General features: G+C 42.2%; 19 protein-coding genes. 11 read left to right on the top strand and 8 right to left on the bottom strand.

Annotation, left to right across the window (positions count from 1 at the left end; genetic code table 11):
- Window positions 1-3 precede the first annotated feature (3 nt).
- The 5 genes from FSB76_RS09645 (at window position 4) to FSB76_RS09625 (ending at window position 6,596) form a co-directional block, all read left to right on the top strand.
- On the top strand, window positions 4-714 hold the full coding sequence (locus tag FSB76_RS09645) for a 16S rRNA (uracil(1498)-N(3))-methyltransferase (protein WP_147053373.1): 711 nt from the start codon (window positions 4-6) through the stop codon (window positions 712-714).
- Window positions 711-1,373: a DUF4159 domain-containing protein gene (locus FSB76_RS09640; RefSeq protein WP_147053372.1), complete on the top strand. Its 663-nt coding sequence runs from the start codon at window positions 711-713 to the stop codon at window positions 1,371-1,373. Before FSB76_RS09645 ends, FSB76_RS09640 begins: the two co-directional genes overlap by 4 nt.
- Window positions 1,374-1,503: 130 nt before the next feature.
- The gene (locus FSB76_RS09635; protein WP_147053371.1) at window positions 1,504-2,001 is read left to right on the top strand and encodes an acetyl-CoA carboxylase biotin carboxyl carrier protein subunit; all 498 of its coding nucleotides are present in this window, start codon (window positions 1,504-1,506) and stop codon (window positions 1,999-2,001) included.
- Between the two features lie 128 nt (window positions 2,002-2,129).
- Window positions 2,130-5,189 carry a SusC/RagA family TonB-linked outer membrane protein gene (locus tag FSB76_RS09630; RefSeq protein WP_147053370.1) on the top strand — a complete coding sequence of 1,020 codons (3,060 nt, stop codon included), beginning with the start codon at window positions 2,130-2,132 and terminating at the stop codon, window positions 5,187-5,189.
- Window positions 5,190-5,204: 15 nt separating this feature from the next.
- Window positions 5,205-6,596, top strand: a complete 1,392-nt coding sequence (locus FSB76_RS09625) for a RagB/SusD family nutrient uptake outer membrane protein (RefSeq protein WP_147053369.1) — start codon at window positions 5,205-5,207, stop codon at window positions 6,594-6,596.
- 429 nt (window positions 6,597-7,025) lie between these two features.
- Here the strand turns inward: FSB76_RS09625 and FSB76_RS09620 are convergent, their stop codons facing one another.
- Window positions 7,026-8,726 carry an SUMF1/EgtB/PvdO family nonheme iron enzyme gene (locus tag FSB76_RS09620; protein WP_147053368.1) on the bottom strand — a complete coding sequence of 567 codons (1,701 nt, stop codon included), beginning with the start codon at window positions 8,724-8,726 and terminating at the stop codon, window positions 7,026-7,028.
- 237 nt (window positions 8,727-8,963) lie between these two features.
- Here FSB76_RS09620 and porV point away from each other — a divergent pair, with 237 nt between their 5' ends.
- Complete coding sequence (gene porV, locus FSB76_RS09615) at window positions 8,964-10,133, top strand: type IX secretion system outer membrane channel protein PorV (protein WP_147053367.1); 1,170 nt, start codon at window positions 8,964-8,966, stop codon at window positions 10,131-10,133.
- Between the two features lie 2 nt (window positions 10,134-10,135).
- Window positions 10,136-10,618, top strand: coding sequence for a 2-C-methyl-D-erythritol 2,4-cyclodiphosphate synthase (gene ispF / locus FSB76_RS09610; RefSeq protein ID WP_147053366.1), 483 nt, complete (start codon window positions 10,136-10,138; stop codon window positions 10,616-10,618).
- A gap of 79 nt (window positions 10,619-10,697) precedes the next feature.
- Here ispF and FSB76_RS09605 read toward each other — a convergent pair whose 3' ends face one another.
- The 3 genes from FSB76_RS09605 to FSB76_RS09595 form a co-directional block, all read right to left on the bottom strand.
- A complete protein-coding gene (locus FSB76_RS09605) occupies window positions 10,698-14,153 on the bottom strand; it encodes a glycosyltransferase (protein ID WP_147053365.1) in 3,456 nt (1,151 codons plus the stop codon).
- 68 nt (window positions 14,154-14,221) lie between these two features.
- Window positions 14,222-14,383 (bottom strand): FeoB-associated Cys-rich membrane protein, encoded by a 162-nt coding sequence (locus FSB76_RS09600; protein WP_147053364.1) that lies wholly within the window; start codon window positions 14,381-14,383, stop codon window positions 14,222-14,224.
- Between the two features lie 58 nt (window positions 14,384-14,441).
- Window positions 14,442-15,635, bottom strand: a complete 1,194-nt coding sequence (locus FSB76_RS09595; RefSeq protein WP_147053363.1) for a hypothetical protein — start codon at window positions 15,633-15,635, stop codon at window positions 14,442-14,444.
- A gap of 278 nt (window positions 15,636-15,913) precedes the next feature.
- Between FSB76_RS09595 and FSB76_RS09590 the strand changes: the two genes are divergently transcribed.
- From FSB76_RS09590 to FSB76_RS09580, 3 genes are read left to right on the top strand one after another with little or no spacing between them, the layout of a single operon-like run.
- The gene (locus FSB76_RS09590; RefSeq protein ID WP_147053362.1) at window positions 15,914-16,915 is read left to right on the top strand and encodes an NAD(P)H-dependent glycerol-3-phosphate dehydrogenase; all 1,002 of its coding nucleotides are present in this window, start codon (window positions 15,914-15,916) and stop codon (window positions 16,913-16,915) included.
- 31 nt (window positions 16,916-16,946) lie between these two features.
- Complete coding sequence (locus tag FSB76_RS09585; protein WP_147053361.1) at window positions 16,947-17,258, top strand: hypothetical protein; 312 nt, start codon at window positions 16,947-16,949, stop codon at window positions 17,256-17,258.
- Between the two features lie 50 nt (window positions 17,259-17,308).
- The gene (locus FSB76_RS09580) at window positions 17,309-17,644 is read left to right on the top strand and encodes a hypothetical protein (RefSeq protein WP_147053360.1); all 336 of its coding nucleotides are present in this window, start codon (window positions 17,309-17,311) and stop codon (window positions 17,642-17,644) included.
- A gap of 413 nt (window positions 17,645-18,057) precedes the next feature.
- On the opposite strand, the gene FSB76_RS09575 is transcribed toward FSB76_RS09580, so the two are convergent.
- The 4 genes from FSB76_RS09575 to FSB76_RS09560 form a co-directional block, all read right to left on the bottom strand.
- Window positions 18,058-19,905 carry a DEAD/DEAH box helicase gene (locus FSB76_RS09575; RefSeq protein ID WP_147053359.1) on the bottom strand — a complete coding sequence of 616 codons (1,848 nt, stop codon included), beginning with the start codon at window positions 19,903-19,905 and terminating at the stop codon, window positions 18,058-18,060.
- 203 nt (window positions 19,906-20,108) lie between these two features.
- On the bottom strand, window positions 20,109-20,750 hold the full coding sequence (locus FSB76_RS09570) for a response regulator transcription factor (protein ID WP_147053358.1): 642 nt from the start codon (window positions 20,748-20,750) through the stop codon (window positions 20,109-20,111).
- A complete protein-coding gene (locus tag FSB76_RS09565) occupies window positions 20,737-22,683 on the bottom strand; it encodes a sensor histidine kinase (RefSeq protein ID WP_147053357.1) in 1,947 nt (648 codons plus the stop codon). Before FSB76_RS09565 ends, FSB76_RS09570 begins: the two co-directional genes overlap by 14 nt.
- A 115-nt stretch (window positions 22,684-22,798) precedes the next feature.
- The gene (locus FSB76_RS09560) at window positions 22,799-23,269 is read right to left on the bottom strand and encodes a DUF4293 domain-containing protein (RefSeq protein WP_147053356.1); all 471 of its coding nucleotides are present in this window, start codon (window positions 23,267-23,269) and stop codon (window positions 22,799-22,801) included.
- Window positions 23,270-23,401: 132 nt separating this feature from the next.
- Here FSB76_RS09560 and FSB76_RS09555 point away from each other — a divergent pair, with 132 nt between their 5' ends.
- Entirely contained in the window at window positions 23,402-23,935 is a 534-nt protein-coding gene (locus FSB76_RS09555) for a DUF892 family protein (protein ID WP_147053355.1), read from the top strand.
- Window positions 23,936-24,026: the final 91 nt, after the last annotated feature.

The raw sequence follows: 24,026 nt of genomic DNA, 5'->3' as shown, positions 1-24,026 counted from the left end.
TCAATGCATCTTTTTTATACGCCCGATATTGCCCCCGCGCATCCCCAATATTTTCTTAGCGAAGAAGAGAGCAAGCATGCTATACGTGTTTTGCGGCTGGAGGCTGGCGACGAAGTTCAACTGATTGACGGTCGAGGCGGATTTTATAATGCTGTTATTCACGATGCGCATCCAAAGCGTACCATCCTTAATATTACATCTGTTACTCCGGAGTTTAACAAAAGGAACCATTACCTGCACATAGCTGTAGCACCCACCAAAAATATCGAGCGCCTGGAGTGGTTTTTAGAAAAAGCCACCGAAATTGGCATCGATGAAATATCGCTTATCATCACCCAACGGTCGGAGCGTAAGGAGGCCAAGGTTGACAGGCTTAACAAGATTATCACCGCTGCCATCAAGCAATCGTTAAAAGCATACCACCCTATACTAAATGATGCGGTTAAATTTAACCAGCTGTTGGCGCTGCCCTTTGATGGGCAAAAATTTATTGCTCATTGTGAACCGGGTGATAGGCTCGATTTACGTAAAGTAATAGACCCACAGGGGCGTTATTTGATATTGATAGGGCCCGAGGGTGATTTTAGCCCTGCCGAAATTGAACTGGCTTTGGAAAGCGGCTTTAAACCGATAACTTTGGGTGAGGCCAGGCTGCGTACCGAAACCGCCGCCCTGGAAGCCTGCTTCGAGGTGAATTTTTTAAACCGGCTATGAAAAAACTTAGTTACATCGTCATTGCTTTTGCTGCATTTGTGGCTTTGTGTGGTTTCTGCGCCCCCTCGTATAAACTTGCCCGGCTAAAGTACGCAGGCGGGGGCGACTGGTATGGCGACCGTACCGCATTAACCAACCTGGCAAAATTCTGTAATGAAAACCTGAAAACTAACTTTGATACCGATGACGAGGTTGTTGAGGTGGGCAGTGCATCGATATTTAATTATCCCTTTGTTTTTATGACCGGGCATGGTAACGTGATTTTTAGCGACCAAGAAGCCCGTAACCTGCGCAAATACCTCACCGGCGGAGGTTTTTTGCATATCGACGATAACTACGGATTAGATAAATTCATTCGCCCGCAAATGAAAAAGGTATTTCCTGAGCTTGAATTTGTGGAGTTGCCGCTCAATCATCCAATTTATCATCAAAAATACAGCTTCCCCAATGGCTTGCCCAAAATACACGAGCATGACGGCACCCGCGCACAAGGTTTTGGATTGATATACAAAGGGCGATTAGTGTGTTTTTATGACTACGAGTGCGATCTTGGTAATGGTTGGGAGGATTATGGCACTTATGCCGGCGATACGCAGGAGACCCGTATAAAGGCGCTTAAAATGGGCGCCAATATGGTACAATATGTTTTTACGCAGTAGTTTTTAGACCGAGGTTTTAGGTTGGCTCAACTATTTGCATTTTGTTATAAGGCTAACACTGTTATTTGCTTAACTTTAATTGTTATTACGTTAAGAACTATACTATCCCGTAACTCAAACCCTGCAACAGATGTATCAAATAAAAATAAATGAGAAATATAGTTTTGATGCAGCGAGAGATGTTGACGGTCTGCTTATTAATGATATAGCTACCACGGCCGATATTAAACATATTGGCGAAGGCATCTATCATATTATAGCAGGCAACCAATCCTACAATGCCGACGTAGTATCTTTTAACAGTGCCGATAAAACTGCCCAAATTAAGATAAACAATAATACCTATACAATTACAGTAAAAGATCAGTTTGATATTTTGCTGGATAAATTAGGCCTGAGTAGTTTAACCAGTGCCCGGCTAAGTGAAATTAAAGCCCCCATGCCTGGCCTTGTGCTCAAAGTGTTTGCTGTTGAAGGCGATGAAGTTAAAAAAGGAGATAACCTTTTGGTACTTGAAGCCATGAAGATGGAAAACATTATCAAATGCCCGGCCGATGTTACAATAAAAAAAATCAGGATAAAAAGCGGGGATAAAGTAGAAAAGGGCCAAATTTTGATTGAGTTTTAAAAATTCATCTACTCTTCACTGTAATTTTAGTATTGTATTTGTAAAAAACGCGGGAAATCCTCATCGCTTTAATTGTTTTTTTGCCTTTTTGTTAATAACTTACTTTTTTTAAATTAATATTTAACTCTATGAAGAAAAATCTACTAACAATTTTGTTGTTATTTTCCTGCATTTCATTGGTTTTCGCACAAAACCGCGTTATTACAGGTAAGGTAACAGATCAAAAGGATGGTTCGCCCTTACCCGGGGTAAGCGTGACCGTGAAAGGTGCCCCCAGTATAGGCGCTCAAACAGATGTAAGTGGAGCCTACAAGCTTTCGGTACCTGCCACAGCCAAAGTTTTAGTCTTTAGGTTTATCGGTTATACTCCGGTAGAAACTGCAATAAGTAACCTGGTTGTTAACGCAAGTCTGGCTGTTGATGCCAAGCAACTTAACGAGGTTGTAGTTGTTGGTTACGGTACCCAAAGCAGGGCGTCGTTAACAGGGTCGGTTTCAAAAATAAAAGGTGCCGACATTGAAAATATTCCCGTACCGAGTTTGGAGTCGGCCATCCAGGGCCGTACGCCGGGTGTATATATCCAGGCACAAAACGGTAAGCTGGGACAAGGTATCCAGGTGCGTATCCGCGGTGCTTCATCTGTTTCAGCAGGTAACCAGCCTTTGTATGTGGTTGATGGTTTGCCCATCACTGTTGATGATTTTTCAAGCAATGGGGCGTCAACCAACCCTTTGGTCGATCTGAATCAAAATGATATCGAATCTATTGACATACTAAAAGATGCCTCGGCTGCTGCCATTTACGGTTCGAGGGCGTCAAATGGCGTAGTTTTGGTAACAACCAAAAAAGGTAAAGCTGGCGACACCAAAGTAACCTACAACCAGTATTACGGTTTTAGTAAGCCAACACGCGAACGCGAGTTCTTAAACGCCGAACAGTATGTTACTTTATTAAGATTGGCGGGTGCTGCCGGGGGATATTCAACAACTTCGGTTGAGGCGCGTTTAAAAAGGTATGCTGCCGGTAGTGATAATTACAAGACATATGCAGTAAATACCGACTGGCAAAAAGAAATTACTCAACATGCCCCCGTGCAAAATTATAACCTGGTATTATCGGGTGGTACCGATAAAACCAAGTTTTATATCTCTGGCACCTATAATAATCAAAAGGGTTTCCTGGTAGGCAATGCTATAAACCAGTACAGCTTACGTACCAATGTTAGTAACCAGGCCAACAAATGGTTAGAAGTTGGCGCCAATTTAAGTGTATCGCGCACTAAAAACTATCGTTTATCAAATGACGACCAGTTTTCGACTCCTGAGCAAATTGTTGCATTAAGCCCGATTACGCCGGTTATCGATCCGCGTACAGGTTTAACAAGCGGCGCGCTTGACCCTACAACTGGCACGCCAAACAGTAACTATCCTATTTACTATAACCCATTGTTAAATGCACAAAACGCATATTTTAATACCATAGATTACAGGAATCTTGGAAACGTATATGCGCAGGTAAAACTACTCCCTTCTTTAAGTTTCCGGTCGGAAGTTGGTGTGGATATATTGAATTCAAGCGAAGATAGCTACGCGGGTAGTTTAACCTCGCGTAATTCAGGTACGCCAAATGGTGTTGGTTTTAACTCATCTGTTACGTCGGTAAATTTTAACACCAATAACTTTTTACAATTTATAAAAGATTTTGGTAAAAGCAACATCAACGCGGTGGGTGGTATGACTTATCAACGTCAGCAAAACGATCTTAACTCTATCAGTGGCGATCAGTTTCCGAGTGATGCTTATAAAAAACTAATTAGTTCGGCCGATATCACTGCGGGATCATCATCGTCAACCGCTTACTCATTGCTTTCGTACTTTGCCAGGGCAAATTATAAGTTCGACGAAAAGTACCTGTTATCGGTAAGTGGCCGTATTGATGGTTCATCAAGGTTTGGGGCAAACCACCGTTATGGATTTTTCCCTGCAGGATCTGTTGGCTGGGTTATTTCGCAGGAAGGTTTTATGAAACAGCAGCAACTGGTTTCTGATTTAAAATTACGGGCCAGCTACGGTATAACAGGTAACTCCGAGATTGGAAACTTCCCATCGCGCGGGTTATTTTCTGAATTTGGTTACGCGGGTGTTGCGGGCTCAAGGCCTACCCAGTTGCCAAACCCGGATTTGAAATGGGAAACATCGGCTACTACAGACATCGGCTTAGATGTTGGCTTTTTTAACGGAAGGCTTTCGGGACAATTTGACGTGTACCTACGAAAAACTAAAGACCTTTTACTAAATGTACAAGTGCCTGCAACCTCTGGCTATACAACAATAACCCAAAACCTGGGCAAGTTGCAGAACAAGGGTTTTGAAATGCAGATAGACTCGAAGAATATAGTTGGCAAAGAGGTTACTTGGTCAACCAGCTTTAACTTTTCAGTTAACCGTAATAAAATTACCGATTTAAAAGGCCAGGTTATTACCGGAAGCGGAGATGGCGTAAACCGTGCGGTTGAGGGTCAGCCATTGGGTGTTTTTTATACCGTTGAATTTGCGGGTGCCGATCCTGCCAATGGTGATGCGCTTTACTATAAAAACACTGATTTGGGTGGTGGGAAGCGAGACCGTACAACAACCAATGATTACAACGCCGCAACTCCTGTTGTTGTTGGCGACCCTAACCCTAAATTTATTGCCGGTTTAAATAACACCGTTAGCTATAAAGGAATTGACTTCAGCTTCTTGCTACAGGAAGTAAATGGTGATAAAATCTATAATGGTGGCGGGCAGTACATGTCGGTTGGCTTTAATAACGGCGCCGATAACCAGACTATTGATCAGCTTCAGTCATGGAAAAAGGCCGGTGACGTTACTATGGTGCCTGAGGCGCGCTTATTTGGCGGCAATGGCGTATCGCCAAGTTCGAGATATTTAAGTGATGGATCATACCTTCGTTTAAAAAATATTGTTTTAGGTTATAACTTCCCTAAAGCTATTCTTGAGAAAATAAAACTGCGCAGCTTAAGGGTTTACGCGCAGGCTACAAACTTAGCTACCTGGACCAAGTACAAAGGTTGGGATCCTGAGCTGAATTCGGACGCGTTTTCTGGCAATATTACCCAGAACTATGATTTTTATGCAGCGCCGCAGGCTAAAACAATAACATTTGGTATTAACGTGGGATTTTAATTTAAGTTGAAGAAGATGAAAAAAATAAAATATTCAATTATAGCATTAAGTACATTAGCAATGCTGTATAACTCTGGCTGCCAAAAGCAGTTAGATATTAAACCGCAAAATACCGTCGAATCTGACCAGGCGCTCAAAACATCAAAAGATGTGGAAGGCGTGCTTATTGGAGCATATACTGCGGCAGGTTTAAGAGGACTATATGGAGGACGATTACAAGCAACTACAGATTTTTTGGCCGATGATGGGGATTTCTCCTATTTCGGAACATTTTCTGACTACACCGAACTCAACGACAAAAAGATTACTATTAACAACTTCTTTGTTGAGGGGGTATGGGACAATGGTTACAACACCATTGGCGTATGTAATACAGTTTTGGCTAACCTAAACCTGGTCATTTCAACAGATAAAGCAAGTGTTGAAGGAGAAGCCAGGTTTTTACGCGGGATGACTTATTTTGATTTGGCCAGGGCTTTTGGCAGAGCCTGGAATGACGGCAGTCCGACAACTAACCTTGCCGTGCCTCTTGTTTTAACACCTACTACAACTATACCAGGGATCCAAAAAGTGAAAAGGAATACAGTAGCCGAAATATATGCGCAGGCTATTGCAGATTTGAAAATTGCTGAGGCAAATCTTCCAGATAAATCAACTTATGCAAGTTCGGCAGCAGCGTCGGCTGTTTTGGCACGTATTTACCTCACCCAGGAAAATTATGCCCAGGCCGAGGTTGAGGCATCTAAAATAATAGATGGGGGTGTGTACAGTCTGATTGAGCATTTTGCCGATGAGTTTCAACATCCGGACCAGGCAACACGCGTATTTAATACTGCCGAGGATATTTTTGCTATTCAAATCTCAAATCAATCGGGTTTTAATGCATTAAACGAGGTTTATGCAAGCTCCGATTTTGCAGGCCGGGGCGAAACTTATATCAATCAACAACACTTTGACCGTTACGAAGCCGGCGACGATAGGGCTAATGAATTTACTACTGATCCCTTCACAACTAAGTTTAATAATGCATTTGGAAACGTTGTAACTATCCGGCTGGCTGAGATTTACCTTATCCGTGCTGAAGCGAGAATTAAGAAAGCCGTTCCCGATCTTGCTGGTGCAGCTGCTGATTTAAATAAGGTTAGAAACAGGGCCGGTTTAGCTAATACCACCGCTATAACAGCTACTGCTTTATTTAATGCCATTAAACAGGAGCGACGTGTTGAACTTCCTTTTGAGGGCTTCAGATTAGGTGATTTGAAACGCTACAAAGAAACCACCCGATCTGTAGATGGTGACGGTAATACTGTAGATACATTCAATTGGGACTCTCCGAAATTGGTATTCCCTATACCGAAACGTGAAATGGACGCCAATTCCAATTTAGTGCAGAACCCAGGTTATTAATAAAGAATATCCTAAATAGAATGAAATCCCGGCGTCTTATGTAAGTTGCCGGGATTTTGTTGTTTGGGGGGGATGCAATTTGCCCTGATTAAATGAGCAATTGCAGTTGTCCTGCGTAGATATCTACATATACTTAAGGCTTCGTATATGGCTGAATCATTTAACTGTTAGTTTGTGCCACGCTATATAACTGCGTTGTACAGGTTTTTGGAGAATAATGATATACAATAAGTGGTAAGTATACAGCCATGATGAAGTTATACAGGGTAACTTTCCGGCTCCGGCAGATGCACGATATTTACAATTAAAACCTATGAGGCGTTAGTTATTCAAAATCTTTGGCGATGCGGCTGTACTTTAATGTACCAAAAACAAATAAGGCCATTCAATACTGAACGGCCTTAATACTTAAGTTTAAAATTGGGTATTTTATTTAGCCTTAAATGGCTTTGGTTTTTTTACCGGATAGTGCGGTTTGCCATTAGGATAAACTTCCGGAGCTCCTACTAAGGTCATCGCGCAACGGAAACCGACTTCGGCGCTTGACTCGTCCTCGTCCATAAAGCGGCGGGTAGCGGGGTTCATCCAAAAAGCAAGGTCGTTCCATGAGCCACCTTTATAAACTTTGGAATGGTCATTTACCAATGAGGTTGTACCATATAACGCAGTGCTAACAGTATCTTTTTCGCCTCTGAAATCGGGGTCGTATTTTTTGCCCGAATCTTTAACCAATGATGCAACTGCAGCTTTAGTAGTAGCCGCATTTGCCGGTGTACCAGGAGCTGCCTGGGCGCCGTTAGCAGGCGCAGGTTGTGCAGGTGCGCTGTTAACCGTGTTGGGATCCTGCCCTTGTTGTAATGCCAGGTAATCGGCATATTTCATTTTTTTGTTTGACCTGGCCGGGTCTTTAATCGGCTTGCCATATTTGTCTTTAGCGTATAATCCTTTTGAAGGATCGGCTAAGCGTTTGTTGGTATACTGGTTACCACGGAAAGGATTAAAATCTTCAAATTCTTCAAAAGATGTTTGGCGGTAGGTATCCTGTACCCACTCGTTAACATTACCTGACATTTGATAAAGGCCAAAATCATTTGGCGGGTAGGTACGTACCGGCGCTGTTATGTCGGCTTTATCATTCAGGTAACCACCCACACCCATGTTATCGCCGGCACCTCTTTTAAAGTTGGCCAAAATCAAACCACGGGTTTTACTTTTTGCCGAACGAACACCCATACCGTTCCATGAGTACATTTTCCCGTCGTCAATATTTTCAAACTGAGTGTTGCCGGCCAATGCCAAAGCAGCATATTCCCACTCGGCTTCTGATGGTAAACGGTAAGCTTGTTTTAATATACCATCTTCCATACGCACCGGCCTTACTGCTTTTGCATTTTTGCCTGTGCCGGCGGCAGCATTGGGGCTTAAGTTAGGCAACATTTTTTTACCGTCGACGCCGGCGCCTTTAATCTGTCCGTTAAGATAGATATCAGTATTAAAAGGTTGCGATGACCCGTTTGCAGCGGCAGCGCCACCACCTTTTTTTCCTTTTGCATTTTGATCTTTCCAGGTTACTAAACGCCCGGTTTCACGCAAAATATTTTCATTGGTACGATCGGTGCGCCATGCGCAATAATCCTGTGCCTGATCCCAGCTAACGCCCACAACCGGGTAATCCTGGAATGCAGGGTGACGGAGGTAGTTATCTACGTAAGGATCATTATATGATAGCGGTTTACGCCAAACCAGGGTATCTGGTAAAGCATTATAATATAATTCGCGGTCTTGCGGGAAAGTGATGCTTAACCAATGCAGATAATCCAGCCAATCCTGGTTGGCTACCTCTGTTTCGTCCATATAAAACGATGGTACGGTAACCCTGCGCCTGACATTGTTGTAATCATAAGTAACATCCTGGTCGGCACTGCCGCCCATTACAAAGGTACCACCTTCAATAGGTACCAGGCCCGGACCTGGTGCGGGGTGTGTTTGCCTGTAACGCTCGTAGCCACCGTTATTTTTATTATTATAAACTAAGCCGGTTTTTTGCGATGCCGGTGGTTTACTACAGCTGCTTACCAATGCACATGCGGCCGCAAGGGCTAAAGCAGTTTTAGTAAAAAGTATTTTCATAATTTTACAATTATATTAATGACGTAAATTTAGAAAAAAATGGACACAATGCTAACGCTAATGCGCCTTCTTCTAAATAAATCAAACAATTATCAATGTTTTTAACGAAAAAGTACGGCAAATAGTTGCAATATTTTGTTTTTTTTGGTGGTTTGCTATTAAATATTCCTTCAAAAATCCCGTGTAAATTATGGGCCTGTATTTATCAATTAAAATAATAAAGCTAAATTGCACCCAATGAAGTTTTTTACATTTCGGAATATAACCTTCTTATCATTGTATTTAACGCCATTTGCGGTTATGGCGCAAACAAGTACTGATGGTAGCACATACAGAGGATCGCGTGTTGAGGTGCCTTTTTTGAACATTACCCCCGATTCGCGTTCGGGCGCAATGGGCGAGGCGGGTGTTGCTATTTCGCCTGATGTTAATGCCAATTTCTGGAACCCCTCAAAGCTTGCATTTCTTGAAAGCAATGATGAACTTTCATTGTCTTATTCTCCGTGGCTAAGGCACCTGGTTCCCGATATTAGTTTATCCTATTTAAGCTACGCCCATAAAATAGACGATCGTAATACACTTGGTGCTTCATTGCGTTATTTTAATTACGGCTCGCTTCAATTAAATGACGATCAATCCAATAACCAGGGTACTTATACGCCCAATGAATTTTCGCTTGATGTGAGTTATGCACGCAAGTTTGGCGAAGGTTTTTCTTTGGGCCTAACCGGGCGTTTCATCCATTCGAGTATTTCAAGTGTTTCTTTTGCTACAGCTGGATCAACCCAAACCGGCCGCGCCGGCAATGCTTTTGCTGCCGATGTATCTATGTTTTATAAAACCACTTATGGGGACGATAACCTGTTTGCTTTTGGCGCCAATATATCTAACATCGGTACAAAAATAAGCTATACAACCAACGGGCCTAAATATTTTTTACCTGCCAATTTAAAGCTGGGCGCCGCCAATACCTGGAACCTGGATGAAAACAACCAGATAACGGTTGCTTTTGATGTAAATAAATTATTAACGCCTACGCCGCCTATTAAAGACGCCAATGGTAATATTATAAGCGGTAAAAATGATGATGTATCGGTACCGTCGGGTATTTTTCAATCATTTGGTGACGCACCTGGCGGTTTTAGCGAAGAGCTGAAAGAAATTAGTCTCTCGCCCGGCGCAGAATATTGGTACAATAACCAGTTTGCCATAAGGGCCGGTTATTTATATGAAAACCCAAGCAAAAGCGACAGGCGCTATATCACCCTTGGGTTCGGCCTTAAATATGATATTTTTAAATTCGATTTCTCATACCTGGCAGCCAGCCAGCAAAATAGTCCTTTGGCCAATACCTTGCGTTTTAGTTTGTCGGCAAGTTTTGGCGGAACCTCCAACGTGTCAAAATAATAATGGGTAAAATTAAAGTAGGGTTTGGTTTTGATGTTCACCAGTTACGTGAGCAGCACCCATTTGTTTTAGGCGGTGTTAATTTACAACACCACGCAGGCGCTTACGGCCACTCGGATGCCGATGTGCTTTTGCATGCCATTTGCGATGCTTTGCTTGGCGCTGCCAACATGCGCGATATAGGTTTTCATTTCTCCAATACAGACAATCGTTGGAAAGGTATCAGCAGCCTTATCCTGCTTCAGCATGTTGTTGAACTTATAAAAGAAAAAGGATTTAGTATTGGTAACATTGATGCCATGGTATGTTTAGAAGCGCCTAAGATTAATCCGCACATCCCGGCTATGAAGGTTCATATAGCCAAAGCGGCATCTATCAGCGAAGATGATATTTCTATAAAAGCTACAACTAATGAGCAGCTTGGCTTTATAGGCCGCCAGGAGGGCGTGGTAGCTTATGCGGTTTGCCTGATTGAAAGAGAGTAACCTAAGAGGCAAGGAGTCAAGACAAAAAGCTTTGCAGACGCAGGTGTTTTTTGTCTCGATCTCCACGCAGTTCTTCAGCTTACATGTACCACTTTTTTACTACCCAAAATACAATTGCAGCAATTATCAGCAAGGTAACAATAATATATATTGCTGAGTTATTCTTCTTTTGACCGCCCTTAACGTTTACGTTACCCGTCCGCTTCAGCACGCCCCATCCGCTTAACTCGCCTTTGAGGGCTTTACGCATCGATTTAAACAATACGTAATACATTAGCTGCCTCCACAAGAAACGTTGTGGTATAATGTAAACAAGCTTCCTGTAATCTTCTTTTTCCATACGGAAGGCGATGATGCCCACAATAAAATCGACAACCACAAAGGCCACATAATAGATGAGCATTTTCTCCGGCTTCTCGCCAAACAAGGCAAAGATCATCATCAAATCGGCCAGCGGCGAAAACAGGGGTAATATGATCTGGAAGATGAGGATATTAGGCATACCCACCATCCCGAAGAACTTGTATTTTTTGTTAAACAGCGCGTCGCGGTTTTTCCAAAAACTTTGAATAACTCCAAAACTCCAGCGGAAACGTTGTTTAAGCAACATATCGATAGTTTCCGGAGCTTCGGTATAGGCAATAGCTTCGGCACAATTTCTTACAATGTAGCCCTGTTTAAGTATGCGCATGGTTAAATCGCAATCCTCGGCCAATGTATCATATGTAAAGCCCCCGGCCCGGAAGATAGCTGATTTTCGGAACGCCCCGATGGCACCCGGCACAACCGTAATGCTATTGATGAGGTCAAAAGCACGGCGGTCCATATTTTGAGCGGTGATATATTCTATCGACTGCCAGCGGGTAATGATATTGGTTTCGTTACCCACTTTTACGGTGCCTGCCACAGCGCCAATTTCCTCATCGGTAAAGTAGCTCATTAAGTGATAAATGGCATCGTTTTTAAGTTGCGTATCGGCATCAATACAAACCACAAAATCGCTTGTGGCATGGGTTATCCCAAAGTTTAATGCCGATGCTTTACCTCCGTTTGGTTTAGTTAATATTTTAACCAGCGGATGCCCCTCATAGGCGGCAGATACTACCGCGAAAGTGTTGTCTTTAGATCCGTCGTCAACAAAAATAATCTCAAAAACAGGGTACTCTGTTTTCAATAAGCTTTGGATAGTAGCAACAGCGTTTACCTCCTCGTTATAAGCAGGGACAATAATACTAACAGGCGGCAGGGGCAAATTATTGCCACGCAGTTTTGCTGTTTTTTTGTTCTCGCTGTTTTGCCTGAGCGCCAGTATGGCAATTAAAACAATACGGCCGATGGCCAGAAATATAGCCGACAAAAACACATATATTAAAAACCAGTTGAAGTAATAATAACCATGTACTGCAACATCATACATTGGCCCAAAAATGCCGGTATGGTCGTCTTTTATAGGCGGCATCAGGTCATCTTTGGTCTTGTCAAGCACATCGGCAATGGTGGTAAACTCATAGCCATGTGTTTTAAAGTAATGGATAATAGCAGGTAATGCTTTTACCGTTTCTTCGCGGGTGTCGCCGCCGGCATCGTGCAACAATATCATTGATCCGTTGCCTGCCTGCCTGATGGTGCGGGCAACAATGCTATCGGCTGTTACGCCGGGCTGCCAATCCCAGGGGTCAATAGATTCGCCAATGGTGATGTAGCTTTGCCTGCGGCTTTCGGCAACAGGGATTACTTCGGCCAGGGTTTCGGGCTCGGCATCAGCATTGAACGGCGGGCGGAACAAGATGGTACTACGGCCTGTAACCGATTCAATGATTTTGCGTGTAGCATTTAGCTCCAGTACCACGCGTTGGAGGCTGATGGTTGATATATCCGGGTGGAAGAATGTGTGGTTTCCAATTTCATAACCGTCTTCATAAATGCGTCTGAGGATGGCTATGTTTTTTTCGGCCATGGAGCCCACTACGAAGAACGAGGCCGGAACTTTTTCTTTTTGCAGGATGTCAAGAATACGGGGAGTATAATCCGGGTCGGGGCCGTCATCAAAGGTTAAAACAACTTTTTTGGGCTTGTATCCATACTTACGGATCATATACTTAGTCGGGAGCCTTTTATAAGTTTGGGCTGTGATGGTATAGTTCCCTGTATCCAGTTTTACATCAATCTCGCCGGTCTGAGGCGTGGTTATCAGGTCAAGTACCTCACCATCGCCATCATATTCAACGTTTTTACGGCTGTTTAAACCAACAGACGTTAGTCTGCGCATATCTACACCTGTTTTACGCAGCGAATCGATAGATAGGTTTTTTTGAAAAAACGACCAAAGTCTTGGATCTTCGGTACCCATACGCCACAGCGCCACGCCACCTGTTGCCCAGTCATCGGCCATGCGGATAACGTTGAAGTTAGTAGCGGCATCGGCAAAGTAAATGTCATGGTCAAGGCTGTCCTTATCCATGTAGGCAAAATGCGAGTTGGCCGATATAGGATCGAAAGTGATCTTGCTCTGGTTTTCCTGGGCGGTACTGATGGCCTGCTGATAGCCAATGGATTTGCCGATGCTGGTTTCGCGCCAGTCATAAGCACCGCCTGCAAAGGTTAAAATAATTTTTTCGCTGGGTACTTTGCTACATACATCATCCAGTATCTGTTCAACCCAGTGCTGGTTTGATAAATCGCCGGGATTGCTTAATTCATTATGCTCATCAATAGCCATGATGAACAGGAAATCGTTAACATGTTGCAATCTTACAATATCGTAAGCTTCATCTTCGGGTACTACGTTTTGGGTAACCAGGAAGCCTTTGGCTTTAAGGGTTTTGTAAAGCTCGGTTTGAAAAGTGATGTAGTTTTTGCTGTTACGGTCCTTTATTTCGTCAAGGTCAACATTAATGCCTTTAAACTTATATTTGGTTAGGGCGTTTGTAATGCTATTGATAAAGCCTGCCCGCAAAGCCGGATTTTTAATGATGCGTTCAACATCCTTGCTATCATAACCACCCTGCTGGTTGTTTTTATTTACATAGTTTGATAGCGTGAGTATAATTGGCTTATTGTATTTTTTATTAACGTTAATGAGGCCGGTATCAACTTTGGTAATTACGGTATCAACACCCGGAAGAATAGAAAAGCCTTCGCTTACCACCATATCCAGCTTGGGCATATTGTCAAGCAGCGAATAATAGGCCTGTGGTTCCCAGGGACGGTAAAAGGCAACATTCAGGCGGTCTTTATTGTTGGGGTGCTTGCGCTGGTGTTGTCGTTTGGCGCGTTCAAGCGCTTCAATTTCGCTTTTTTGTATCTTGAAGGACCTGTATTTGGTTGACCGCTTGATTTGCGCAAGCTCCTCTTTCGACATTTTTTTGGGCGCCAGGTCAAGGCTTGGGAGGCTGGGGTAATAGGTGGATTTAATGGTAACTATTACGGCTATTATGCCTACTACCAAAAATGCAAGCAGTATACGGCTGAGCCATTTAAAGCGGTTCCATCTGCCGGGGGTATCTGCCTGAAAAATTTGCTTATTTGAAGCCATTAAGTGAGATTACTTCTGGTTTAAAAGTATAGGTAACAAATGAAGATATGATGAATGGGTGTTGTAACTTACTTATGCGTTTTGCCAGGCTCGATGCCCGAAAAATCAACACCGCATTTACAATTGCCACCGCAACTTTTTTTGGCCGTGAGGCTTTTATACATCATACGGCCAATGTAAAAAACGGCAGCGGCAAAAAGAACAATAACTAAAATTACCTGGATGTTCATGGTGCAAAAATACTTAATTTTTAATATATACGTACAGACGCTTTTAATAGTATATAGTTTAACGTGGCATAAAGGCAATTGTTCCGCCAACCCAGTCAAAATCTTTATTATATCGTACGCCAATCATCTTTCCGCGGCTTAACCGGGCCAAATTTATGGACAGGGTGGGTTTTTTGTCGCCATCCGGCCATAGGTACAATAACCTGATTTCGGCTTTTACACCACCATCGGGCGACTGTACAACCGGCTCATAATTTACTTTTTGCTGTAATATCCAGTTTTCCGGGTCTTTAATACGGCGTATATCATCCAAAGTAACATCAATAATTACACCCTGCCCTGCAAAAGAAAACAGGGGTTTCAATACATAGTTCTCCAGGTCCGTCGGCAGGTAATCTACCTGGTGTAAAAACTGTGTTTTGGGGATGTAATTTCCGCTTAAAAAAGGCATGGTAAATTTACTGATGCGGTAAAACCAGTTAGGATGGGTTATCCACTCCAAATCAAAGGGTTTCCTGATGTCAACAACCGTTTCAAAAATATCCGGATCGTTATCAATTTCATCAAAAATCAAGCGGTTGTAAATACGCTTAATTAATAGGTGTTCACCATCTACCTTGTAAAATAGCTGGTTACCTTGCTGTACCAGGTTGTTTAAAGATACCACTGGAATGCCAAGGAGTTTTTCTGTAAGATAAAAATCGACAGCGGTTTTTTGTTCCGGGGCATTTACATCCATTAAAACAACTTCGGTTGGTTTGCAATGGCCAATAATTGTTCTTTTGAGCAGGTCAATATAAGTGGACCTGTTTAGTCCGGTAAAATAAACGGTTTCATCAGCTGCAATATCAAAAATATCCGCATAAACATCGCCCAGTAAAATCTGGAAGCCATATAACGACGGAAATCCCTGCATCTCTATTAGCTGGGGTACAATATTGCCATGGGCATCTTTACAAATTCCAAAATCAAGCGCTATAAAATGAGGGTGGTTGTTTTCATTGGCAACACGCCACTTATCGGGTATTGCCCGCTCGGTAAGTTCCTTAAAGCCGGGCTTCAGTATAGTGCCGATAATGTCATCACCGGCGGCTATCAGTTTGTCGCGAAAATCGGCCGTCAGAAAAACAGGCGTTTCGGCCACACGGAATTGCACCGTACTGTGCAAACCGTCGTTCAGTTTGGCTAAAAACTCCTGGTATTTGGCGTTGGTAAAGCCTGTGTTAAATGTATTCCTGGCTGATGGGTTCATATGGTAAAAAAAGTTGCCCATCAGCCCCACCCAAACCCTCCCCGGAAGGGGGGGCTTAAAAAAGTCTCCCCTGCCGGGGGAGATTTAGAGGGGGCTGATGGCGGATACGTTTATAAACAAACTTAACCAATTTAGTTTATCATTTTAAAAGCCCTTTAATTTTAGTCGTCAAACACTTTAACCTTTCGCCTTTAACCCTTCACCTTATCTGAATAAAAATTCCTTAATTTGCCTTGTCAATTAAAACTTAAACCTGGCATTACTACTTTATTTATTCAATGTACAAGAAAAAGATAACCGTTGTTGGTGGAGGAAGCTGGGCTACTGCCAACGTAAAAATGTTGGTTGATAACACTACAGAAAAAGAAGTTTTTTGGTGGATGAGGAACGCGCAGGCTGTAGAACATTTGCATAAGTTTGGCCATAATCCTTATTATTTAAGCTCGGTTGAAATAAAGCTGCCTAAAGAAAATATATCAACAGATTTAAAATCGTTGATACAGGCGGCCGATTTTGTATTACTAAATGTACCTGCGGCGTTTTTAAAGGAAGCGTTAACCGGTATTACTCCGGCAGATTTGGCCGGTAAAAAAATTGTATCGGCCATAAAAGGCATTGTGCCCGACGAGAATTTAATTATAGGCGAGTTTTTGCACCAAAAATTTGGTATCCCGTTTGAGGATTTTATAGTGATAAGCGGCCCCTGCCACGCAGAAGAAGTGGCATTAGAAAAACTCTCTTACCTCACCATTGCATCGGGCGATGCAGCTTTGGCCGCGGAATTTGCGGGCATGATTAATACGCGCTACATTAAAACCAACGTATCTGATGATATTTATGGAACCGAGTGGGGAGCTGTATTGAAAAATGTTTACGCTATAGCCGGAGGTATTTGCCATGGAGTGGGATATGGCGATAATTTTCAATCGGTACTTATTTCAAATGCTATACGCGAGCTGGAGAGGTTTGTTGATGTGGTGCACCCCATTAACCGTGATATTAAAGAATCGGCCTACCTGGGCGACTTGCTGGTTACAGCCTACTCACAATTTAGCCGCAACCGTACTTTTGGCAATATGATAGGTAAGGGGTACACTGTTACATCGGCCCAGCTTGAAATGAATATGGTTGCCGAGGGCTATTATGCAGTAAATTGCCTACAGCAGGTTAACAAACAGTACAAGGTGAATATGCCCATTTGCGATGCTGTTTACGCTATTTTGTATCAAAAACGCTCCCCGGTTATTGAAATGAGGCTTTTGGCCGAGAAATTGAGTTAGTTGATACAACAGTAACTCAATTTTACATACCATGAAAAATCTATTCAAAATTGCAATGTTTGCGGCAGGTACCTTTATGATATCGCCGGCATTTGCACAAACCCACAAAGACAGTACAATTGGACATAAAATTTCAAAAACCGCTAAAAAAGTTGGTCACAAAACATCGCAGATTGCGGCTAACGGTGCATCAGCGGTAGTTGATAAGAAGTACGAAGGAAAGGTTGGACCGGGCAACCATACTGTTTATATTGACGAACACGATAAATACTATTACATAAACAAAAAAGGCCACCGCGTTTATGTAAAAAAATCTCAGCTTATTGATAAGCCGGAAAAATAAAAGTTGTATCTTAACAGTGCAGGTTTAGGCCTGCACTTACCAGGTTTGCCATGAAAAAATATGCTTTAGTAATCCCCGCTATTTATGCGCTTACGTTGTTTGCATTTGCATGCAACGGTAATAAGGCAACAAAAAACGAGGTTAATAAAAAATTAATGGGCAAATGGGTATCAAAAGACGGTGCTACTAAACTGGAGATAACAGAAAAAGGTTTTACTACCGATGACGGGCAACCGGTTACTGAAGATTATTTTGTGCAAAAAGATACCATTTTTACGTCGTACCAGGGCAGCCGTCCCTATACCAAATTTCTGATCAAAAGCCTGGACGACCATAAGCTTACCCTGTTTTACCCGGATTCGGATTTGGTTGAGTTTGCGAGGTAGGTAGAAACATCGTCATTGCGAGGTACGAAGCAATCCCCTATATGCTTAGTCCCACATAGCTCGGGATTGCTTCGTTCCTCGCAATGACGGTTCTAATATATTTTAAGCTGCGGTTTGTATCCTCATAAACCGCAGCTTCGAAAGCTTTGAAAACTCCTATAAAAAACAAAAGCCCTCATGCTGGCGGCATTGAAGGCTTTGTTAACAAAACTAAACTAAAACTTGCTTCCTTACCAGGGGAAGCCCATGAAAACTATCTTTCTTTTTAGAGGCAAGAATTAAGAGTCAAGAATCAAGATAAGCTGCAATAGCTTTTTTGATTCCTGGCTCTTTTTAAATTAGAATCAAGTAGTAAAGAAAACCGCGTTTGCAGCTATCTTAATTCTTGATTCTAACCTCTTGACTCTAATATATTAGAATCTTCTTTTGCGTTCCGGGCGATCTTCGCGGGGTTTGCCCGAGAAATCACGGAAGCCACCGCTACGACGATCGCCGCCGCCTGAGTTGCTTCTTTCGCCACCACGGTAACCACCGCCGCCTTCGCGACGTTCGCCACCACGATAACCGCCTTCACGACGGTCTCCGCCACGGTAACCACCACCACCTTCACGACGGTCGCTGGTTCCTTCGCCAGATACTTCTATCCGAACCGGGCGACCTTTATATTCGGCGCCCTGGAAACCGGCATTGACTTTTTCAACATCCTCGTTAGGTACTTCGAAGAATGAATAAACACCTTTAACATCTATTTTACCAACGCTGCGGCCGCTAATTTTTGTTTGGTTGCAAATGTAACCTAACAAATCGCCACGGTTAAATTCATCAACCGAACCTAAGTTTATGAATAAACGGGTGTATGCCGACGGGCCACTTGAAGCACCACGTTCGCCGCGATCACCACGGTCATCCCTATCCCTGCGGCCACCTTCTTCAACGCTTGCGTTAAGGTCTGGCGCGTTTTTGTAATAATCAAGGAAACGGTTAAATTCAATTGATGCAAAGCGTTTGATAAACTCCTCTTTGCTCATATCCTTAAACTCTTCCATAATACGCGGGATATATTGCTCAATTTGCTGCTCATTAACCTGTACGTTATGTACTTTATGAACAATAGAGAATAATTGTTTCTCGCAAACATCAAACCCGGTTGGTATTTCGGCTTTAACAAAGCGCTTACCCAGGGTGCGCTCAATCTGGCGTATTTTACCTAATTCTTTGGCGTTAATGATGCTGATAGATACACCTGTTTTACCGGCACGGGCTGTACGGCCGCTACGGTGGGTGTAGTTTTCAACCTCATCAGGTAATGAGTAGTTAATAACGTGTGTTACATCATTAACATCAATACCACGTGCGGCAACATCGGTAGCAATTAACAATTGCAGGCTACGCTCGCGGTAACGTTTCATTACTTTATCGCGTTGTTGTTGCGACAGATCGCCGTGTAAAGAATCGGCATTGTAACCGTCTTTGATCAGGGCTTCTGCAATATCCTGTGTTTCTATCTTGGTACGGCAAAATACAATACCAAAAATGTCGGGGTTAAAATCAACAATACGTTTAAAAGCGGCATACTTGTCACGGGCACGTACTATATAGTATTCATGCTCGATGTTGGCGTTGCCGGTGTTTTTTGTGCCCATGGTAAGCTCAAATGGCTCGTGCATGTACTTTTTCGCTATACGGCGAACTTCAGTTGGCATGGTGGCAGAAAACAGCCAGGTTTTTTTCTCGTCCGGAGTGGTAGATAAGATATTATCAATGTCTTCCTGAAAGCCCATGTTGAGCATTTCATCAGCTTCATCCAATACTACAAATTTTACCTTCGAAAAATCTATCGCCTTACGGTTAATGATATCAAGCATACGGCCTGGTGTGGCTACAACGATCTGTACGCCGCGTTTAATCTGGCGTAACTGATCCATAATGCTTGCTCCGCCATAAACGGCCACAACGTGAACGTTGTCCATTTTTTTGGAGTAATTTTTAATGTCGTTCGTGATCTGTAAACAAAGTTCACGTGTTGGGCATAAAACAAGTGCCTGTGGATGATTTTCTTCAAAATCCAACAGTTCTAATAATGGTAGGCCAAAGGCAGCAGTCTTACCGGTCCCGGTTTGGGCTAATCCGACAAAATCGTTGCTGCCTGTTAACAATACCGGAATTGACTGTTCCTGGATTGGCGTTGGGTTTTCAAACCCTAACTCAGAGATGGCATTAACAATATCATGACGGATTCCCAGTTCAATAAATGGGTTCATGAATTAAAATAACGAATTTGGCAACATCGCCAAATCGGGCGCAAAGATAGCGCTAATATTTTACAAAAGCAATAAGTATATACAAACAGATTTGCTTTTCATGGATATATTTTCAAATTGATGTTAATTGCCTTTAAAATAGCTATTTAATTGCGGAGTTTGTAATTTATAGGGTTGTTTTTATGATGCCAAATGCTATTTTTCTACTCTACTATCCGGTTACTTAATGCAAAAACAATTAGCTCGGTGATGTTCTTCACTTCCAGTTTTCTGAAAATGTTTTTGCGATGGGTTTCAATGGTAAGGCTGCTCAAAAATAATTTTCCGGCTATCTCCTTGGTAGTTAATCCATTTTTTAGCAGTTGAATCAATTCAATCTCGCGTTTGGTGAGCTTGTATTTTTTGATTAGATCATCACTATATGTTTGCTGAAAAGGTTGCTGGCGGTTATTATGGTAATAGGTTTGGCCTGCCATAACGGTATTGATAATAGTGATCAGTTGCTCGGTGGTAGATGCTTTGGGGATATAACCATGCCCGTATTGCATGCATTGTTTAATAATATTGCGTTCCTCGTACATGGATATAAATATGATGCGGATAGCCGGAAAATCTTTCCGGATTTGCTTAGCCGCTTCAATGCCATTCATATAGGGCATTAAAATATCCATCAGGATAAGGTGGGGCACTTTGGTGTTAAGTAATTGCAATAATTGTTTGCCATTGGTTACCTTGTCAATAACTTTTAGGTTACCTGCCCGTGCCAATGATTGCTCAACCCCGATTGAAAAGGTAGGATGATCTTCGGCGATGATGATTTGGATGGCTGGCTTAGCTGGCGTCATTGTCGGTAATTAAATCGTGTTTCAGGTCAAAGGGTATTGATATGATAAATGTCGATCCGTTTTTGCTGGTATCAATATGCATTTCTCCGTTCAGGAATTCAACCCTCGAGGCGATGTTTTTTAGGCCAATACCTGCTTTATTTACTACAGTGCCCATCCCTATCCCGTTATCTTCAATTATTATCTGGATGCCCGTGCCCAGTACAGCCAGCTGCACGCTGGCTTCAGATGCATCGGAGTGTTTAATAATATTGGTAATTAATTCATTAATAATACGATAAATTAAAATAGCGGTAGTAACCTTATCAATTTTTTCTTCGTCGCCTTCGGTAACCAGCTGAAATTTTATCCTGCCATGGTAGTTAATATCGTCAATCCGGCTTTGCAGGGCTATAAATAGCCCATCCTCCGAAAAATCAGGCGGGAGCAAATCATGTGAAATGGCTCTTACATCTTCTGTAATTTTCGTGATCAGGTCAATTGACCGTTGATAATCTAAAGCCTCCTGTTTTGTTTTGGCCTTTTCCGGATGGTTGCTCAAGTGTAGTTTCAGCGTGCTTAAGGTGGCGCCAACGTCGTCATGCAAATCGCGGGCTATGCGTTCACGTTCCAATTCCTGTATCTTAATAATTTCCCGGGCCCAACTGGTGCGCATATTAAAAGTTTCATTAAGGGCCTGAATGCTATCGTTTTTTTCTTTTTTGTATTTAAAAACGAATATAACCGTAAGGGCCAGTATCTCGAAAGTAAACGCCACCACGATGTTGCCGGGCGGAATAAAAAAAAGCTGGCCAAGCTTTAGTGTGTTTAGTAAAAAGTCAAGAAATGCAAAGAGCAGGAAAATGGTAGATATTGAATAAATAATGGTGTAATAATGTTTTCTTACAATACCTGAAACTACATTAACACCTATCAGCATCAGACCGGCCAGGGTGAGGTAATATGCGGTAAGGCGTACAAAAGCAACAAAAGCATTATTGGCAGGTAAAACAAATGAATTTGCAAAAACGAAGGCAAGGACAACTAACGCTACCACTTTATATACCCTGAAAATTTTATAAAGTAATTTAAAATCTTGTTTTTGGTTGATGAAGATTTGTAAAATATTAATGCCCAGGTAAACAGGTAAAAGCAGGAACATGCTTTTGGGTATATGAACCCAGAGTTTGTATAGCCAATTGGGAAACGTGAATGTATCTAACAAAAACTCATTAATGTTAAATCCGATGAGCGATAATACATATGCCGCATGCCACAGGTGTAACTTGTTTTTAAGGGCAAACCAAAGCAAAATATTAAATACCAGTGCAAACAAAAAATAGCCTATAAATTTGCCCAGCAGGAACGAGTTATGCGTTTCGTATTGTAAATAATCCTCCGTTGTAGTAATATCAGTAGGGAAGTAAATGTTATCGGTATTAATGGCGTGCACCTTTACCAGCAACAGCTTTGTTTGCTGCGGCGCCATGAGTATTTTGAACGATGGACTCCTTACAGGGTACTCGCGTTTATCAAGCGGGTTTAAACTTGATTGTGTGCCATGAAATTTTAAGGGCAGCCTGCCCTCATCAGCTTCGTATAAATCAAACGACAGGTAGTTGTTATAAAAGCTCCACAATATGGGGATTTGGATGGTGGTATCGTTTTTTACATAAACGGCCAGCCAGTAGCTATCACCCGTAAAACCCCGGTTAAACACTTTCCGGTTACGGTCGTGCTTAAATTTATGGGCTTTAAGGCTATCGTAAGCAGCATTGGGGGTTAGTGTGCCGTTGCTATCCTTAAACCAGGTGTAATAGTTGCTCAGGTAATCATTAACGGGGCCTTTAACAAGTAAGGTATCAATATTATTTGCCGAAACGCGTAAGCAGGCGCACAATATTACCGGTAAAATAAAGGCCTTAAGTTTGGCAAATTTTGTTAATAAACCCATTACATAAATTCACATAAATGTAATGGATTTATTACGCTAAATGAAATACCTGTTAACAGGTATTGTAATGGTAGTTGGCTGTAAGCTATTAAAAATGAGGCGGAAGCGTTGTGTGTTATCTAAGCCTGTCAGCAGATTTAATTAGCTTTTCGTCGTTTTTAATACCCTTGGTTGCCAATAAAAGCATAACAATGCTTATAGATGTTAAGAATAATCCAATGCCCATAGAATGCGTATCCAGCTGCACGCCTTCGCCTACTGCTTTTTTTACAGTTTGTGCCATCCAAAAGCTGTAGCCAAACAATGCCAGTATAGCGCCGTAGCAAAAAGCTAACTGTTGTTTGCGGTTTTTGAACAGGAAAATTATAACCAGCGGAATAAGGGCCACCACCGCCGTGACTGCGGTAAGCGCTGTAAAAGATTCGATATGTTTTTGCACGCCGTTAACATCCTGAAAAATGCCGGTGACCGAAATAGTTACAGGGGCGTTATTTACATAAACGTTATGTGCCAGCGGGAAAAAGTAAAGGGCAAACAGCACCAGGCTGGCCGCAAGCAGGTAAATGCTTTGTATTCGTTGTAGCATAATATTATAATTATAGAGGCAAATATAGTTGTTTTAATTATTGCCTTCAGGCATTTTATTGGCTCCGAAAGTTTGCTTTTAATGATAATTATTATAGTATATTTAAACTGATTTTCCAATAATTATTAAGCGATGACTCCAAGTCCTGATAAAAACCTATCGCCACAAGAGGTGAAGTTTGAAAATGTGCATCTTAAAAAAATATTCCTCGAACATTTAAACAGCATTTATTGCGGAAAAGAACACCTTATCCATTTTTTTGACGAGATAAAAACGCTGGCCACCCTTCAGTATTTAAAAAACGCCATACAGGATTGCCGCGATGACGCCGAAAACCAGATAACGAATATAGACAGGATATTTAACACGATAGGCGAAGATCAGTCAAAAATAAGCGTGCTTGGCATGAAAGCCATGACACTGGAAGCCTACATAACCGCCATCCGTACCGGTAAAACGGCTATGGAGCGCGATGTATTCATCGTATTTTACCTGCAACTGGTTGAAGGTATCGAGGTTACTTATTTTAAAGTGCTGAAGAACCTGGCTAAAGCAATAGGTTATAGCAACACTTTTTTAGATAAGCCTTTTAACCAGGCAGTTGAAGATAAGCTGATGTTTGAAGGGATTTACAAAGAATACATTACACAGCCATATGCCGGTTAAGCATTTCTATGTGTTCAAAGGCAACGATTTTGAATTTTTAACTACCAGATACTTTGACCAAATTATGAATACCCAAGCCCGTCATAATAAT

The organism is Mucilaginibacter ginsenosidivorax, assembly GCF_007971525.1.
Lineage (GTDB): Bacteria > Bacteroidota > Bacteroidia > Sphingobacteriales > Sphingobacteriaceae > Mucilaginibacter > Mucilaginibacter ginsenosidivorax.
Note: the sequence above shows the minus strand (reverse complement) of the source record. Positions and strands in the feature narration are given on the sequence as shown.